The 15,336-nt window shown below is 62.8% G+C and carries 12 protein-coding genes; 6 read left to right on the plus strand and 6 right to left on the minus strand.

What is annotated here, in order from left to right; translation table 11 throughout:
- The first annotated feature begins 29 nt into the window (after window positions 1-29).
- Complete coding sequence (locus BLL36_RS07795) at window positions 30-587, plus strand: cytochrome b (protein ID WP_076950880.1); 558 nt, start codon at window positions 30-32, stop codon at window positions 585-587.
- On the opposite strand, the gene BLL36_RS07800 is transcribed toward BLL36_RS07795, so the two are convergent.
- Window positions 577-1,461 (minus strand): 1-aminocyclopropane-1-carboxylate deaminase/D-cysteine desulfhydrase, encoded by an 885-nt coding sequence (locus tag BLL36_RS07800; RefSeq protein ID WP_076950881.1) that lies wholly within the window; start codon window positions 1,459-1,461, stop codon window positions 577-579. The two genes, BLL36_RS07795 and BLL36_RS07800, sit on opposite strands and share 11 nt — an antisense overlap.
- A 1,014-nt stretch (window positions 1,462-2,475) precedes the next feature.
- A complete protein-coding gene (locus tag BLL36_RS07805; protein WP_076950882.1) occupies window positions 2,476-4,515 on the minus strand; it encodes an NADPH-dependent 2,4-dienoyl-CoA reductase in 2,040 nt (679 codons plus the stop codon).
- 211 nt (window positions 4,516-4,726) lie between these two features.
- Between BLL36_RS07805 and BLL36_RS07810 the strand changes: the two genes are divergently transcribed.
- The 3 genes from BLL36_RS07810 (at window position 4,727) to BLL36_RS07820 (ending at window position 8,203) form a co-directional block, all read left to right on the plus strand.
- The gene (locus tag BLL36_RS07810) at window positions 4,727-5,857 is read left to right on the plus strand and encodes a carbon-nitrogen hydrolase family protein (RefSeq protein ID WP_076950883.1); all 1,131 of its coding nucleotides are present in this window, start codon (window positions 4,727-4,729) and stop codon (window positions 5,855-5,857) included.
- Window positions 5,854-6,888, plus strand: coding sequence for an AraC family transcriptional regulator (locus BLL36_RS07815; protein ID WP_076950884.1), 1,035 nt, complete (start codon window positions 5,854-5,856; stop codon window positions 6,886-6,888). The genes BLL36_RS07810 and BLL36_RS07815 overlap by 4 nt, the downstream gene beginning before the upstream one ends.
- Before the next feature lie 331 nt (window positions 6,889-7,219).
- A complete protein-coding gene (locus BLL36_RS07820) occupies window positions 7,220-8,203 on the plus strand; it encodes a transketolase-like TK C-terminal-containing protein (protein ID WP_076950885.1) in 984 nt (327 codons plus the stop codon).
- A 241-nt stretch (window positions 8,204-8,444) separates the two neighbouring features.
- Here the strand turns inward: BLL36_RS07820 and BLL36_RS07825 are convergent, their stop codons facing one another.
- Window positions 8,445-8,915, minus strand: a complete 471-nt coding sequence (locus tag BLL36_RS07825) for a MarR family winged helix-turn-helix transcriptional regulator (protein ID WP_076950886.1) — start codon at window positions 8,913-8,915, stop codon at window positions 8,445-8,447.
- Window positions 8,916-9,058: 143 nt separating this feature from the next.
- Here BLL36_RS07825 and aceE point away from each other — a divergent pair, with 143 nt between their 5' ends.
- The gene (gene aceE, locus BLL36_RS07830) at window positions 9,059-11,719 is read left to right on the plus strand and encodes a pyruvate dehydrogenase (acetyl-transferring), homodimeric type (protein WP_076950887.1); all 2,661 of its coding nucleotides are present in this window, start codon (window positions 9,059-9,061) and stop codon (window positions 11,717-11,719) included.
- 1 nt (window position 11,720) lies between these two features.
- Here the strand turns inward: aceE and BLL36_RS07835 are convergent, their stop codons facing one another.
- A complete protein-coding gene (locus BLL36_RS07835) occupies window positions 11,721-12,503 on the minus strand; it encodes a DUF2242 domain-containing protein (RefSeq protein ID WP_076950888.1) in 783 nt (260 codons plus the stop codon).
- Between the two features lie 89 nt (window positions 12,504-12,592).
- Window positions 12,593-13,492: a LysR family transcriptional regulator gene (locus BLL36_RS07840; protein WP_076950889.1), complete on the minus strand. Its 900-nt coding sequence runs from the start codon at window positions 13,490-13,492 to the stop codon at window positions 12,593-12,595.
- Between the two features lie 116 nt (window positions 13,493-13,608).
- On the opposite strand from BLL36_RS07840, the gene BLL36_RS07845 reads away from it, so the two are divergent.
- Window positions 13,609-14,814, plus strand: a complete 1,206-nt coding sequence (locus tag BLL36_RS07845) for an MFS transporter (RefSeq protein ID WP_076950890.1) — start codon at window positions 13,609-13,611, stop codon at window positions 14,812-14,814.
- Here the strand turns inward: BLL36_RS07845 and BLL36_RS07850 are convergent.
- Window positions 14,761-15,285, minus strand: coding sequence for a GNAT family N-acetyltransferase (locus BLL36_RS07850; protein WP_083735266.1), 525 nt, complete (start codon window positions 15,283-15,285; stop codon window positions 14,761-14,763). The genes BLL36_RS07845 and BLL36_RS07850 overlap by 54 nt on opposite strands.
- Window positions 15,286-15,336: the final 51 nt, after the last annotated feature.

A 15,336-nucleotide genomic window follows, 5' to 3' on the forward strand; every position in this document is an offset into this window, starting at 1 on the left:
AGGTGACCTGATGAGTGAGGAACCCAGCGATGCCGTGGAAAAATTCCGATACGCGCTACAGCAGCCTGTCGATCGCGTTGCACTGGTTGATGGTGGTGCTGCTGGCGGTGGTCTACGCCTGCATTGAATTGCGCGGCCAGTTTCCAAAAGGCAGCGGCGCGCGAACGTTGATCGTCGAGATGCACTTCATGTTCGGCCTCACCGTGTTTGTACTGGTGTGGCTGCGTTTGTTCGCGCGCAGCCTTGGCATGGCGCCCAGGATCGTGCCGGCGCCGCCGCGATGGCAGAGCCTGTTGGCGACGCTGGTGCATGTCGCGCTGTATGCGTTGATGATCGGCATGCCGATCGCCGGTTGGCTGATCGTCAGTGCCGAAGGGCATTCGGTGATGTTCTATGGGATGGAACTGCCGCCGTTGATCGCGCAAGACAAGGCATTGGCCAAGGCGATTGAAGGCTGGCATGTGCTGTTCGGCCAGATCGGTTACTGGCTGATCGGGCTGCATGCGTTGGCGGGCATTGCCCACCATTACGTCCTGCGGGACAACACCGTGTTGCGCATGATGCCAGGCAAGCGCGTCAGCCCGTGAACCCTCGGCGGCCCTGCAGGCCGCCGGTGTGCACGAATATCAGGCGAGTACCGGGCATGAAGCGCCCGGCCTCGACCTGCGCCTTCAGGGCCAATAACGCCTTGCCGGTGTAGAGCGGCTCCAATGGCAGGCCGCAGGCTTGGTGCGTGGCGTCGATAAAGTCGAGCAACTGCGGATCGACCCTGGCAAAGCCACCTCGGCTCGCGTCCAGCAATTCATAACCGCCTTGCACGATGGCCTCGACGTTGCGCGCCACACCGTGGTCGTCCGGCACCGCCATGGCGCCATATACCCGATGCGCGCCCGCCTCTGCCAGCGCCAGCCCGGCCAGCGTAGTACCGGTGCCCGCGGCCAGCCACCAGGCGTCATAGCCGGCCCAGCCCAGGGCGGGCAACTGCCTGCGCACCTGCTCCACCAGCACTGCGCAACCCAACGCACCCGCCCGGCCACCGCCGCCTTCGGGCACCGGGTGCAACTGGGGATATTGCTCACGCCACGGCAACCAGAAGTCGGGCGCGTGGCGCGCGCGATAGCCGCCATAGCCCAGCCAATGCAGCTGCATGCCAAAGGCTTGCAGGTCGAGGACGGTGGGTGTGTCTTGCGGATGGCCGCGCAGCAGGCCGACGGTAGGGAAGCCAAAGCGTTTTCCCGCCGCCGCCAACGCGTGCAGATGGTTGGAGTAGGCGCCGCCCAGGCTGATGATGCCGCAGGCTTGCTGCGCCTGGGCCAAGTGCCCGGTGAGCTTGAACCACTTGTTGCCGCTGATCAGCGGGTCGATAAGGTCCAGGCGCAGCACGGCCAGCTCGACCCCGTTCAGCCAATCGAGCTGCACAGGTTCAAGGGGCGCGTGGGGCAGCCAGTCGACAGGGCCCATCGGCAATTATCTGAAGGAAAAGGGGGCGGCAGTCTAACACTGCCTCGATTGCCGTCTTACAACTCCATAGGTATCTACACGACTTTCAGAGGCCGACAAATCTCCATGTGAGCTGTCGAGCCCCGGCTAGGCTGCGAAGGCGGCGGCATTGCTGACATTTTCATCGCCTGACACTCCGCCTTCGCAGCCTCGCTAAAGCTCGACAGCTCCCACAGGGGATCGGATTTTGTCGGTTGGATTTACGGTGTGGCGACTGGCGCCCTTTTCAGCAGCACCGCCGCTCAACTGTGGGAGCTGTCGAGCCCCGGCGAGGCTGCGAAGGCGGCGGTATTGCTGGCATTTTCATCGCCTGACACTCCGCTTTCGCAGCCTCGCTAAAGCTCGACAGCTCCCACAGGGGATCGGATTTTGTCGGTTGGATTTACGGTGTGGCGACTGGCGCCCTTTTCAGCAGCACCGCCGCTCAACTGCGGGAGCTGTCGAGCCCCGGCGAGGCTGCGAAGGCGGCGGCATTGCTGGCATCTTCATCGCCTGACCCACCGCTTTCGCAGCCTCGCTAAAGCTCGACAGCTCCCACAGGGGATCGGCTTTTGTCGGTTGGATTTGCGGTGTAGCGACTGGCGCCCTTTTCAGCAGCACCGCAGCTCAACTGTGGGAGCTGTCGAGCCCCGGCGAGGCTGCGAAGGCGGCGGCATTGCTGGCATCTTCATCGCCTGACCCACCGCTTTCGCAGCCTCGCTAAAGCTCGACAGCTCCCACAGAGGATCGGCTTTTATCGGTTGGATCTGCGGTATAGCGACTGGCGCCTTTTTCAGCAGCACCGCAGCTCAATTGTGGGAGCTGTCGAGCCCCGGCGAGGCTGCGAAGGCGGCGGCATTGCTGGCATCTTCATTGCCTGACCCACCGCTTTCGCAGCCTCGCTAAAGCTCGACAGCTCCCACATTTGATCGATTTACAGCTGAGGACTCAAGCAGCTATGAGGCCGCCACCCGATCAAGCTTCCTCGCCCCATGCCTACAACTCGGCAGCCAGGCGCGAGCCCTGGTTGATGGCGCGCTTGGCGTCCAGTTCGGCCGCCACATCGGCGCCGCCGATCAGGTGCACGTTCTGGCCGGCCGCAACCAGGCCGTCCTGCAATTCGCGCAGCGGGTCCTGGCCGGCGCAGATGACGATGTTGTCCACCGCCAGCACCTGGGGCTCACCCTCGGCACCGATGCGGATGTGCAGGCCTTCATCGTCGATCTTCAGGTATTCGACGCTATTGAGCATCTGTACCTGCTTGTTCTTCAAGCCGGTACGGTGGATCCAGCCGGTGGTCTTGCCCAGGCCGTCGCCGACCTTGGAGGTTTTGCGTTGCAGCAGGAACACTTCACGCGCCGGCGCATGACGCTCGGGCTTGATCCCGGCCACACCGCCACGGGCTTCAAGCTGGGTGTCGATGCCCCATTCTTTCCAGAACGCTTCGCGATCCAGGCTGGTGGACACGCCTTGGTGCACAAGGAATTCCGACACGTCGAACCCGATGCCGCCGGCACCGATCACCGCCACGCGCTTGCCGACCGACTTACGCTCCAGGATCACGTCCAGGTAGCTCAGCACCTTGGCATTATCGACGCCTGGAATAGCCGGAGTACGCGGGGCGATGCCGGTGGCCAGGATGATCTCGTCATAACCGCCTGCGGCTAACTGCGCGACGTCCACCCGGGTGTTGAGGCACACCTCCACATGGGTGGTCTGCAATTTGCGCTTGAAGTAGCGCAGGGTTTCAAAAAACTCCTCTTTGCCCGGCACGCGCTTGGCGATATTGAATTGGCCGCCGATCTCGCTGGCCGAATCGAACAAGGTCACCTGATGGCCGCGTTCGGCTGCAACCGTGGCCGCCGCCAGACCGGCAGGGCCGGCGCCGACCACCGCGATCTTCTTGACCTGCTTGACCGGCAAGTAGTTGAGCTCGGTTTCGTAACAGGCGCGCGGGTTGACCAGGCAGGTGGTCAGCTTGCCGCCAAAGGTGTGGTCCAGGCAGGCCTGGTTGCAGCCGATGCAGGTGTTGATTTCATCGGCGCGGCCAGCGGCAGCCTTGTTGACGAACTCCGGATCGGCGAGGAACGGACGCGCCATGGACACCATGTCGGCGTCGCCTTCGGCGAGGATCTGCTCGGCGATTTCCGGGGTATTGATGCGGTTGGTGGTAATCAGCGGAATCGTGACTGAACCGCGCAGCTTGGCGGTGACTTTGCTGAACGCGCCACGGGGCACCTTGGTGGCGATGGTCGGGATACGCGCCTCGTGCCAGCCAATCCCGGTGTTGATGATCGTCGCACCCGCCTGCTCGATGGCCTTGGCCAACTGCACAATCTCTTCCCAGGTGCTGCCGCCTTCCACCAGGTCGAGCATCGACAGGCGGAAGATAATAATGAAGTTCGGGCCCACGGCTTCCCGCACGCGGCGCACGATGTCCACCGCCAGGCGCATGCGGTTATCAAAGCTGCCACCCCAACGGTCGGTACGGTGGTTGGTGTGGGCGGCCAGGAACTGGTTAATGAAATAGCCCTCAGAGCCCATGATCTCCACACCGTCGTACTCGGCGACCTGAGCCAGCAACGAACAGGTGACAAAGTCCTGGATCTGCTTCTCGATGCCCTCTTCATCCAATTCCTTGGGCTTGAACGGGTTGATCGGCGCCTGGATCGCGCTCGGAGCAACCTGCCTGGGGCTATAGGCATAACGGCCGGCGTGGAGGATCTGCATGCAGATCTTGCCGCCCGCCGCGTGCACGGCCGTTGTCACGATCCTGTGCTTTTGCGCTTCTTCCTCGGTGGTCAGCTTGGCCGCGCCGGCATACACCGCGCCCTCGTCATTCGGGCCAATGCCGCCGGTGACCATCAGGCCCACGCCACCCTGGGCGCGTTCGGCAAAGTAGGCCGCCATACGCTCGAAACCGCCGGGTTTTTCTTCCAGGCCGGTGTGCATCGAGCCCATCAGGGTGCGGTTGCGCAAGGTGGTAAAACCCAGGTCCAACGGGGCCAGCAGGTGCGGATAGGCAACAGCGGTCATGGTCAAGCTCCACAACGGATCATCACGGGCGTGACGGGCTCATGCGGCCCGCCATCGGTTTATGTCCCACAGACTAAGAGTCGGCGGACTACCGCTCAATCACCGAAACTGACAAGTTATTGATCCAAATGCACAGCGCCCCTTGGCAAGCCGTACCCTGGGCCCTACCCTAGTCGGCGAACCCTGCACACGGTCTGTTGTCAGTTGCCCCATGCGTAAACTTCTAGCATTCACCGTCACCATGGCCCTGGTTGCCGCCGTCGCCGCGTATCTGGCTTGGACCCAGGAGCGCCCCGTGGCGCACTACTTGTCCGACCTGCGTATTACCCTCGCCGTCAATGAAGGCCTGCCGGCCGACCGTGGCAACCTGGTGGGCATCCAGCCGGAGCTGTTCCCGGCGGACTACCAGAGCCTGGAGCGCCTGCACCTGAAGCTCTCGGCCTACCTGCAAAAAGCCCGGGACCTGGGGCTGATCAACCACAAGACAGTCGTGGTATTGCCCGAACATATCGGCACCTGGCTGATGCTCACGGGTGAAAAGAACGAGGTGTACCAGGCGCTTCACGTCAAAGACGCGATGAATTGGCTGTCGGTGAGCAACCCGTTGCCGTTCGCCCGAGCCTGGATCAGCGCCACCGGCGACAGCCGTACCGACGACGCCTACCTGCGCATGAAAGCCGCTGGCATGGCGCGCGACTACCAAGTGTTGTTTGGCGGCCTGGCCAAGGAATTCGGGGTCACGCTGGTGGCCGGCTCCATCGCCCTGCCCAACCCAAGCGTCAGCCAGGGGCAACTGCAGGTCGGCCATGGCGCGTTGTACAACGCCAGCGTTGTGTTCAACGCGGACGGTTTGCCCGTGGGCCAGCCGCAGCGCCAGTTGTACCCGATCTACGATGAACGGGGGTTTATCGAACCGGGTGATGAAAACGTCGTCAGCGTGGTCGATACCCCGGCCGGCCGATTGGGCGTACTGGTTGGCAGCGACAGTTGGTACCCGGACAACTACCGCAAGCTCAACGAACAAGGCGCGCAACTGATCGCGGTGCCGGCGTTTGTACTGGGCCGTGATACCTGGGACCGCCCTTGGCGCGGGTTCAAAAGTGTTTCCACCCCGACCGAAATCAGTCTCAAGCCCGAAGAACTCAGTGAAGGTGAAGCCTGGCGTCGCCTCACGCTGATCAGCCAGCCACCGGTCAGCCAGGCAAGCGCCGGCATGAGTGTGTTCCTGCGTGGGCAGTTCTGGGACCTGGGCACTGCAGGCCATAGCTTCGTCAGCAGCCAAGGACAAGTCAGCGCCGATGGCGAGGCCCGTGGCGCGCGCTTGTTGAATCTCTGGCTGTGAAGCCCGTCCGGCTGGGGGATCTGTCGGTGGGCTTCGTGCACACCCTGGCCGATGCCATCTACAGCCACGGCCTGGACCCGCAGCCGCTGCTGCTGCAATACGGCCTGGACCCGGCCCGCCTGGCCGAGGCCGGTGCACGCTTGTCGATCCCGCGTTACATGCGTCTGGGCCATGCGGCTATCCAACTCACCGGCGACCCGGGCCTGGGCCTGCGCATGGGCCGGCTCGGCCGCTTGAGCCAGGCGGGGCTGGCGGGCGTCACCGCCGCCCAGGCGCCCAACGTGCGCGAGGCGGCGCGGGCCCTGACCCGCTTCGAAGCGCTGTACGGTTCCAATTATCGCGGGCAGTCGAGCTTTGTCGAAGATGCCGACGGCGCCTGGCTGCGCTTCTATTCCATCAGCCCCTACAACGCCTATAACCGTTTTGTGGTGGACTCGATCATCGCCGGCTGGCTGCATCAATTGTCCAGCCTGGCCCAGCAACCGGTACTGGCGCAGCGGGTCGACATCGAGTTCGAGGCGCCGCCTTACAGTGAGCAGTACAACGTGCTCGCTGACGGCCCGATCCACTTCGGTGCCGAGGCCAACCAACTGCGTCTCGACCAGCCGACCCTGGCGTTGCGCAACCCCGCGCACTGCCCCAGCACCTGGAACCTGTTGTTACAACTTTGCGAGAGAGAGTTGGAGCAATTGACCCGCACCCGCAGCCTGCGCGAGCGCATTACCCGTTTGCTCGGGCCGATGCTCAATGGCGGCCGGGAACCCGACCTGGAAGAAGTAGCGGCACGCTTGAAGCTGCCAACCTGGACGCTACGCCGCAAACTGGCCGAAGAAGGCACTCAGTTCCGCGCGATTCTCAACGATACCCGCCGCGACCTGGCCATGACCTACATTCGCGATACGGAACTGGCGTTCGGCGAGATCGCCTACTTGCTCGGTTTTGCCTCGGCCCAAGCGTTTCAACGGGCATTCAGGCGGTGGAACAACCAGACCCCAGGGGAATTTCGCCGCAGTCAGCGGCATTCCGCCTGAGGTCGGTCTTACAGCTCGGTTGCATCATCTGCGGGTTCCAGCGGGTCCCACTCAATCGCGCGGTACTCGAGCAGTTCTTCCTGGTAGTCGTCCATCGTCAAACTCCTTATTGAATTAAAAGCGGCTGCAGATAAATGACCTGCATGGCTAGCCTAAAGTGCCGTTGTGACGAAAAAATGTAGGCGTCATGACGTTCCTGCACCCAATAATTGAACGTAGCAGCGAAGTGACAATTTAGCATTTCGGCCGTGAAGCACTATTGCAACAATTGCAATTGCAACTATATGGCGATTTACATTAAGGTACAGACACCCTTTGCCAGGTGCCTGCCATGACCGCGCAATCCGCACAACACTGCATCAATGCACTGACCGGTGCCGCCCCTGATACTCGCTCGCCACTGGACACCGTGATCAGTATGGCCGACACGCTCGAATCCAGCCGTAACGCCTGGGTTATCCGTGGCCAGTCAAGCTCGCGGCGCGTAGGCGGTTGGCCAACCTGGTTCGCGCGCAACACCGCCGAAAAACCGCTGCTGTACCTGCACCGCGCGGCGTCGTCGGCACAGTTGTGTGCGCTGGCCCAGGAGACGGCGCAGCGCGGCATCCTGTGCAACGACATCCAGAACAATCCTTCGCAACCTTCCCTGCCGCTGTGGCTGACGAGCAACCCGCGCTGCACGCCGTACGACCCGGCCTCCGGCGAGGAGGCCCGTGCCATTGTGCTGGCGGGACTGCGTGCGCTGTATGTCGACGGCAAGCCGGGTTTCTATTACCTGGCCCTGCATGATCAGCACAGCGTGGTGCCCTTGGCTGGACAGGACCGTGAGGCCGCGCTCAAGGGCATGTATCCGATACGGCGCGACACTGCCGGGGATGTGCGGCTGCTCGGCGCAGGCCGGGCGCTTGCAGAAACGGTACACGCCGCGCACCTGCTGGAGCAGGACTGGCACGTTACGGCGCACGTGTGGAGTTGCCCCAGCTATACGCGGCTGGCCCGAGAGGCGGCAATGGCGCAACGCTGGAATCGCCTGCATCCCTTGGCGCCCAAACGCAGCTGCCATTTGCGTGATTGCCTGGCGGATAGCGCAGCACCCGTCATTGCTGTCACGGGTTACCCCCAGGCGATCGTGGATCAGTTGTCGGCCTATGTAGACGCGCCGTTTGTGGCGTTGGGCGCGGGGTCGGTACAGGCGACGGCGCCGAGTCGGTATTGGGTTGTGGTAGCGGCGCTCAAGGCGTTGGCGGATGAGGGGCGGGTTGATGCGCGGCAAGTGGAGGTGGCGATGGATCGCTACGCATTGAAATGCAATTAAGGGTGGGAGCTTGCTACCGAGGCGGCCTTACAGCCGACAGATATAGAGCTGGTGAAACGCAGGGCAAATGTGGGAGCGGGCTTGCTCGCGAATGCGGTGTGTCAGTGAATACATCTTTGACTGAACCACTGCATTCGCGAGCAAGCCCGCTCCCACAATTAAATCGCAATAAGCCAGTTAAATACTTTTCGCCTGGCAGACCGCCACGGGAGCCAGCTCCCACAGGAGTATTTCGTTGCTGTCAGGACTTGCGTCGCCCGCGCGTCTGGACGCCCGCCTCCATCGCCAACCCGGCGGTGCGCTCCAGGGCATCGGCAAACCCCTGGCGTTGCTCCGGCTCGATCTGCGACAGGAACAACTCATCCACGGTGCTTTCGTAGATCGTCCACATTTTTTTACGCAGCAATCGCCCGGCATCGGTGATTGAGGCAAACGCCGCGCGGCCGTCGCCATCAGAGCGGGAACGCAGCACAAGGCCGTCCTTTTCGAGGCGGTCGACCAGGCGGGTGAGGTTGTAGCGCTCGATGGCCAGCACATCCGCCAGCTCATGCATGCGACGGGTGCCGTCGGGGCCGCTTTCCAGGCCCCAGAGCGCGTCGTACCAGGCATACGGCGGCAAGCCCGCCTCGGCCAGGCGGCGTTCGATTTCACGGATGACCGTCCTGTGGGCCCTGACAAACCGGAACCATACATCAGGCTCTTTCGACGACATGCAACACCATCCGGGCGATTTCAAGAAGGTTGCAATAGTAGCTCATCCCGCGCTAGATTTAGTTATGTAGTTGCAATTGCAATTAGTTTGACGGCGTTTCCACAAAGCGCCGTCGCTTGAATCCGCCTACCCAGGAGCCCCACATGACCCCGAACAACGCAGTCGGACGCGACGACGACCCGCAGGAAACCCGCGAGTGGCTGGAGTCCATCGAATCGGTGCTATCCACCGAAGGCCGCCCGCGCGCCCACTACCTGATCGATCAACTGCTGGATTTCGACGTGGCGCGCCATGGCGACTTCTACGGGCGCGTCACCACGCCCTACGTCAACAGCATCCCGGTGGACCGTCAATTGCCCTACCCCGGCGACCTGGCGATCGAACGCCGAACCAACGCGTACATCCGCTGGAACGCCATGGCGATGGTGTTGCGTGCAGGCAAGCACTCCGGGGTGGGTGGCCACATCGCCACTTATGCGTCAGCCGCGGTGCTGTATGACGTAGGCTTCGACCATTTTTTCCGTGGCCGTACCGAGGCCTTTGACGGCGACCTGGTGTACATACAAGGCCACTCATCCCCCGGCATCTACGGCCGCGCCTACCTGGAAGGCCGCATCAGCGAAGCACAACTCGACAACTTCCGCCGCGAGGCCGGCGGTGAAGGCATCTCGTCCTACCCGCACCCACGCCTGATGCCGGACTTCTGGCAATTCCCTACCGTGTCCATGGGGCTCGGGCCGATCACCGCTGCTTACCAGGCCCGCTTCATGCGCTACTTGGAACTGCGCGCGCTCAAGCCGCATCAGGGCCGCAAGGTCTGGGCCTTCCTGGGTGATGGCGAAATGGACCAACCGGAATCCCTGGCTGCCATCTCACTGGCCGGGCGCGAGAAACTCGACAACCTGATCTTCGTGGTCAACTGCAACCTGCAACGCCTGGACGGTCCCGTGCGTGGCAACGCCAAGGTGATCCAGGAGTTTGAAAGCCTGTACCGTGCCGCCGGCTGGAACGTGATCAAGGTGATCTGGGGCGGCGGCTGGGACGCACTGCTGGAAAAGGACTCAACCGGCCTGCTGCGCCAACGCATGATGGAATGCGTGGACGGCGATTATCAAAACTACAAATCACAGAATGGCGCCTATGTGCGCGAGCATTTCTTCGGCAAATACCCGGAGCTCCTGGCGTTGGTTGCAGACATGTCCGACGACGATATCTGGAAACTCTCACGAGGCGGGCATGACCCCGACAAGGTCTACAACGCCTACGCCGCTGCCGTGCGCCACCGTGGCCAACCCACGGTGATCCTGGCGAAAACCGTGAAGGGTTTTGGCATGGGTGAAGCCGGCGAAGGCCAGAACATCAATCACCAGTTGAAGAAGATGGGCGCCGATGCGGTGAGAGCGTTCCGCGACCGCTTCGGCCTGGAAGTGGCCGACGACCAGCTCGCCGACATTCCCTACCTCAAGCCTGCCGCCGATAGCGCAGAAGCGCGCTACTTCGCCGCCCGCCGCCAGGCCCTCGGCGGCTACGTACCGGCGCGCCACAGTGCGGTGCAACCGCTGCAAATCCCGGAACTCTCGGCGTTCGCGACTCAGCTCAAAGACACCGGCGAGCGCGCAATCTCGACCACCATGGCATTCGTGCGCATCCTCGGCACCCTGCTCAAGGACCCACACCTGGGCAAGCTGATCGTGCCCATCGTGCCGGACGAATCGCGCACCTTCGGCATGGAAAGCCTGTTCCGCCAGATTGGTATCCATTCTGCCGTCGGCCAGCTCTATACCCCACAGGACGCAGGGCAACTGAGCTACTACAAGGAAAGCAAGGACGGACAAATTATGCAGGAAGGCCTGAATGAATCCGGCGCCATTTCCTCATGGATCGCGGCAAGCACGTCCTACAGCAACCACGGCCTGATGACCGTGCCGTTCTATATCTTTTATTCGATGTTCGGCTTCCAGCGGGTCGGCGACCTCGCCTGGGCGGCGGGTGACGCGCGAGCGCGCGGATTCCTGCTGGGCGCCACGGCCGGTCGCACCACATTGATGGGCGAAGGCTTGCAGCATGACGACGGCCACAGCCATATCCTGTCGTCGGTGATTCCGTGCTGCGTGTCCTACGACCCGACGTTTGCCTACGAACTGGCGGTAATCATTCGTGAGGGCATGCGGCGCATGTATGTCGAACAAGAGGACATTTACTACTACATCACCCTGCTCAACGAAAACTACCCGCACCCGGCGATGCCCGAAGGCGCGGACGAGGGGATTCTCAAGGGCATGTATCGATTGAGCACGAGCAAACACGCGCAAGTCCAACTGATGGGCAGTGGCTCGATCCTGCGGGAAGTGATGGCAGCCGCTGAACTGCTGCAGAAGGATTTCGGCCTGCACAGCGACATATGGAGCGCCACCAGCCTCACTGAGCTGCGCCGTGACGGTCATGAGGTGGAGCGATGGAACCTGCTGCACCCGCAGGACGAGCCACGGACCAGCTATGTGGAGCAACGCCTGGCGGGCCAACCGGGGCCGCTGGTGGTGGCGACGGACTACATGAAGCTCTTCGCCGACCAGATCCGCCCATTCGTGACAGGCCGTCGCTTCGTGGCGCTGGGCACCGACGGCTTCGGGCAATCGGATACCCGGGAAACCCTACGCGCGTTCTTTGAAGTGGACCGGCACTTCATCGCACTGGCGGCCTTGAAGGCACTGGCCGATGACGGTGTGATCGGACGCGACAAGGTCAGCGAGGCGATCAGCCGCTACGGGATCAACGTCGACAAGGCGAACCCCGTAGCGGTCTGAGTTACTGCGCAGGCGTCGGCAGGGGCGGAATCGCTTCTGTCGGCGGCGCCAGTTCCGGATTTGTGGCTGGCGGAGCGGGCTCTGCTTGCGGAGCAATCGGCGCGGCCTCGGCAGGTGGCGTGACCGGTTGTGAAGCGTTGGGTACCGCAGGCTCTTCCTTCGGCGGCTCGACCTTCTCGGCAGCCGGGGCAGCCTTGGGTTCCGGAACGCCCAGGTCAGCCTTGGGCTTCTCAGGGATATTTTCGGCCTTCTTCACTTCCTGAGGCAGGAACACATCCACCAACGCGAAGTAACGATCGTAGAATTTCGGCGCCGAAACGGTCTCGCTGGCCACCTTCACCATCGAGTCGTCGGTGGATCCGATCGGCATCGATACCGAACCCAGTACCCCGACACCCAGGCTCGCGGAGTTGTTGACCTTCTTCAGCGCATAACGGTCCTGCAAGGCATTGGCAAACATCGTCGAATGGTTGGTGCCTTTGCCATCATCGGCACACACGACGTTGAAGCTGATTTGCAGGTGGGACTCGCCGGTCTGCTGGAAGCTCTTGTTACCCACGACCAGCTTTGGATCGCTGCTGGTGATGATGTAGCCCTGGCTCAGCAAGGCACGCCGCGCAGCCTCACACGCCGCGACATCAGTCACCGGGTAATCGCGCGAGAACGTGCCGGAGTCGTCGAAATTCTCGTGTTCATAAATAGCGGTCTTGGGTGACGAGCAGCCCGCGGCGCCCGCCAACACCAGCGCCAGCCCGAGGCTACGCAAGTGAAATGATGTCGACATTGAAAATCCTGAGGAAAACGGTCCGGGCGGTATTGTGCAACAGAACGAGGCCTTGGCGCGCGCATTCCTGTCGGTAAAACGTCACAGCCTCAGGCGACAGGGCCTGCAGGAAAAAGCCCTGCGCACATGTGATCAATAAACACGCGCAGTTTGGCCGAGGCATGGCGACTTGACGGCCACAACATCCAGAAACTGCCCCGGTGTTCCATGTAGTCATCCAGCACCCTCTGCAGGCGCCCTTCGTGCACGGCCTGGTTGACCATATAGTCCGGCAGGCAGGCGATGCCCAGCCCTTCGTGCACCACATGATTGAGGGACTCGATAGTGGTGCTGACCAGCGAGGTACGCAACGTAGGCTCCGCCGCGCCGGGTACCCGCCGTAGCGGCCACGGCTCCAGTTTGCCGGTGGCGCAGAACTTGTGGCGCAGGCAAGCGTGATCGCTCAACTGCTGAGGTTGCTGCGGGGTACCGTACTGCTGGAAGTAGCCGGGTGTTCCCACCAGCACCAATTGGTAGTGCCCCAGATGGCGGGCCATCAAGCGCGAATCCTCCGGCTTGCCCGTGCGAATCACCGCGTCGAAGCCTTCCTCGATGACATCCACCATTCGGTCGGAAAAATCCACGTCCAACTCAACAGCCGGATAGGCGCGCATAAACTCGCTGAGTACCGGCATCAACAAGCCACGCACCTGCGGCACGCTGATACGCAACTTGCCACGGGGCATAGCGCTGGCCTCGGTCAGCTCCAGCTCCGCGGCCTCGACTTCGGCCAGAATCCGGCGGGAGCGCTCAAGCAACAGCGCGCCCTCGCTGGTCAGCGTGATGCTGCGGGTGCTGCGATGAAACAAGCGCACGCCCAGGCGCTGTTCCATTCGGGCGATGCTTTTGCCCACGGCCGACGACGATACGCCCAGCACGCGACCGGCGGCGGTGAAACTGCGGGTGTCCGCCACCTGCACGAACACCGAAAGGCTGCCCAGACTGTCCATGATCACGCCTGTTGATTGCGGACACCTGTGTCCGTTATGTTCGGCACCTTAGCCTGTTTTTCCGCCAGCCACAGCCCCGTACCCTGCCTGCTTGACCTTTTGCATGGAAGAGCGCAATGACCTCCCTGACCGATACTTCACTTAAAGCGCGGCCTGAAACACTGCCACTGGGTGGCTTGCTGGCCCTGGCCAGTGCCGGCTTTATCACTATCCTCACCGAAGCCATGCCCGCCGGGCTCCTGCCGCAGATGAGCGACGGCCTGGGTGTGTCGCCCGCGTTGATCGGCCAGTTGGTCACGCTTTACGCCCTCGGGTCACTGATGGCAGCCATCCCGCTGACGCTGCTCACCCGAAGCTGGCGCCGTCGCCCCCTGTTACTGGTCGCCATCGGCGGCTTTGCGCTGGTCAACAGCGTGACCGCGCTTTCCAACCATTATGGGCTGACCCTGGTGGCACGCTTTTTCGCCGGTGTATTTGCCGGACTGCTCTGGGCACTGCTGGCCGGTTATGCCAGCCGGATGGTTGCGCCACACTTGCAAGGGCGGGCGATTGCGGTGGCCATGCTGGGCGCGCCGTTGGCGCTGTCATTGGGTGTGCCTGCAGGCACCTTCCTGGGTGCCGCGGTTGGCTGGCGCCTGAGTTTCGCGATCATGACCGGGCTGACGCTGGTGCTGCTGATCTGGGCGCGCTGGCAGCTTGCGGACTTCCCGGGTGAACCCGCCGGAAAACGCCTCGGGTTGCGGCAAGTCCTGCGCTTGCCGGGCATTCGTCCGGTGCTGTGGGTGACCTTCACCTACGTGCTGGCCCACAACATTCTCTACACCTATATCGCACCGCTGCTGGTGCCGGCGGGCATTGCTGTCGATGTCGACCAGGTCCTGCTGGTGTTCGGCTTCGCCGCCTTGCTGAGCATCTGGCTGGCCGGCGTGCTGATTGATCGCTGGTTGCGCGCACTGCTGCTGATCAGTTGCGCGCTGTTTGGCCTGGTCGCCTTGGCGCTGGCGTTCTGGATGAGCGTGCCGGTGGTCATCTACCTGGCGGTGGCTGTGTGGGGGCTGGCCTTCGGCGGGCTGCCTGCGCTGCTGCAAACGGCGCTGGCCAAATCGGCGGGCGCGTCGGCGGACGCTGCGCAATCGATGCTGGTGACGGTCTGGAACCTGGGCATAGCAGGCGGCGGTCTGGCGGGTGGTGTGTTGCTCCAGGGTTGGGGCGTCAGCGCGTTTGCCTGCGCGGTCGCGCTGCTGATGCTGCTGGCGCTGGCCGGCGCGTTACAGATTGCGCCCCAGCAACTGGCCCGGCCATCCCTCCAGATCGAAGGTTGAAAGGCGCTCATACCCGCAGGACTCGTAAAAACGCACCAGATCCCCCGTGCCGCCGGCGTAGCAGTCCACGCGCAGGCGCGTCACCCTGGCAGCGCGGGCGCGCTCATCGGCGAAGGCCAACAGCCGCCGACCAAGGCCGCGTGCACGCGCCTCTCGCGCAGCGATCAGCAATCGCACATAGACTTCCGGCCCGGTCGCCGCCGGCACGTAAGGCATAGGCTCGCCCAGCACGAGTGCCGCCAGGATCCGCCCTTCCGGTGCCTCGACTACCCACGCATCCGGCATCGCGCAGGCATCCGTCACCTGCGCTACCCGCCGAGGCAAAGCCGACCAGGGCTGCGTGCCCCATTGAGCGTTATTGCCCATGCCGACGAACCAGGCGATCACCCCGTCAAATACCTGCAACACCGCAGGGGCATCCGCCACGGTGGCGCGACGGATCACCCAACCCTCCATGCCTGGCTCGAACACGCGTGAGACTCCTTCATCGGCGACAGTGAATGCCCAGTCTAGCGCAACAAA

Source organism: Pseudomonas cedrina subsp. cedrina (assembly GCF_001983175.1).
Lineage (GTDB): Bacteria > Pseudomonadota > Gammaproteobacteria > Pseudomonadales > Pseudomonadaceae > Aquipseudomonas > Aquipseudomonas cedrina.

What these genes read in the sequence shown, in the direction of transcription:
- BLL36_RS07795 (WP_076950880.1), top strand. Translation starts at nt 30, where the DNA reads ATGCCGTGGAAAAATTCCGATACGCGCTACAGCAGCCTGTCGATCGCG.
- BLL36_RS07800 (WP_076950881.1), bottom strand. Translation starts at nt 1,461, where the DNA reads ATGGGCCCTGTCGACTGGCTGCCCCACGCGCCCCTTGAACCTGTGCAG.
- BLL36_RS07805 (WP_076950882.1), bottom strand. Translation starts at nt 4,515, where the DNA reads ATGACCGCTGTTGCCTATCCGCACCTGCTGGCCCCGTTGGACCTGGGT.
- BLL36_RS07810 (WP_076950883.1), top strand. Translation starts at nt 4,727, where the DNA reads ATGCGTAAACTTCTAGCATTCACCGTCACCATGGCCCTGGTTGCCGCC.
- BLL36_RS07820 (WP_076950885.1), top strand. Translation starts at nt 7,220, where the DNA reads ATGACCGCGCAATCCGCACAACACTGCATCAATGCACTGACCGGTGCC.
- BLL36_RS07825 (WP_076950886.1), bottom strand. Translation starts at nt 8,915, where the DNA reads ATGTCGTCGAAAGAGCCTGATGTATGGTTCCGGTTTGTCAGGGCCCAC.
- aceE (WP_076950887.1), top strand. Translation starts at nt 9,059, where the DNA reads ATGACCCCGAACAACGCAGTCGGACGCGACGACGACCCGCAGGAAACC.
- BLL36_RS07835 (WP_076950888.1), bottom strand. Translation starts at nt 12,503, where the DNA reads ATGTCGACATCATTTCACTTGCGTAGCCTCGGGCTGGCGCTGGTGTTG.
- BLL36_RS07840 (WP_076950889.1), bottom strand. Translation starts at nt 13,492, where the DNA reads ATGGACAGTCTGGGCAGCCTTTCGGTGTTCGTGCAGGTGGCGGACACC.
- BLL36_RS07845 (WP_076950890.1), top strand. Translation starts at nt 13,609, where the DNA reads ATGACCTCCCTGACCGATACTTCACTTAAAGCGCGGCCTGAAACACTG.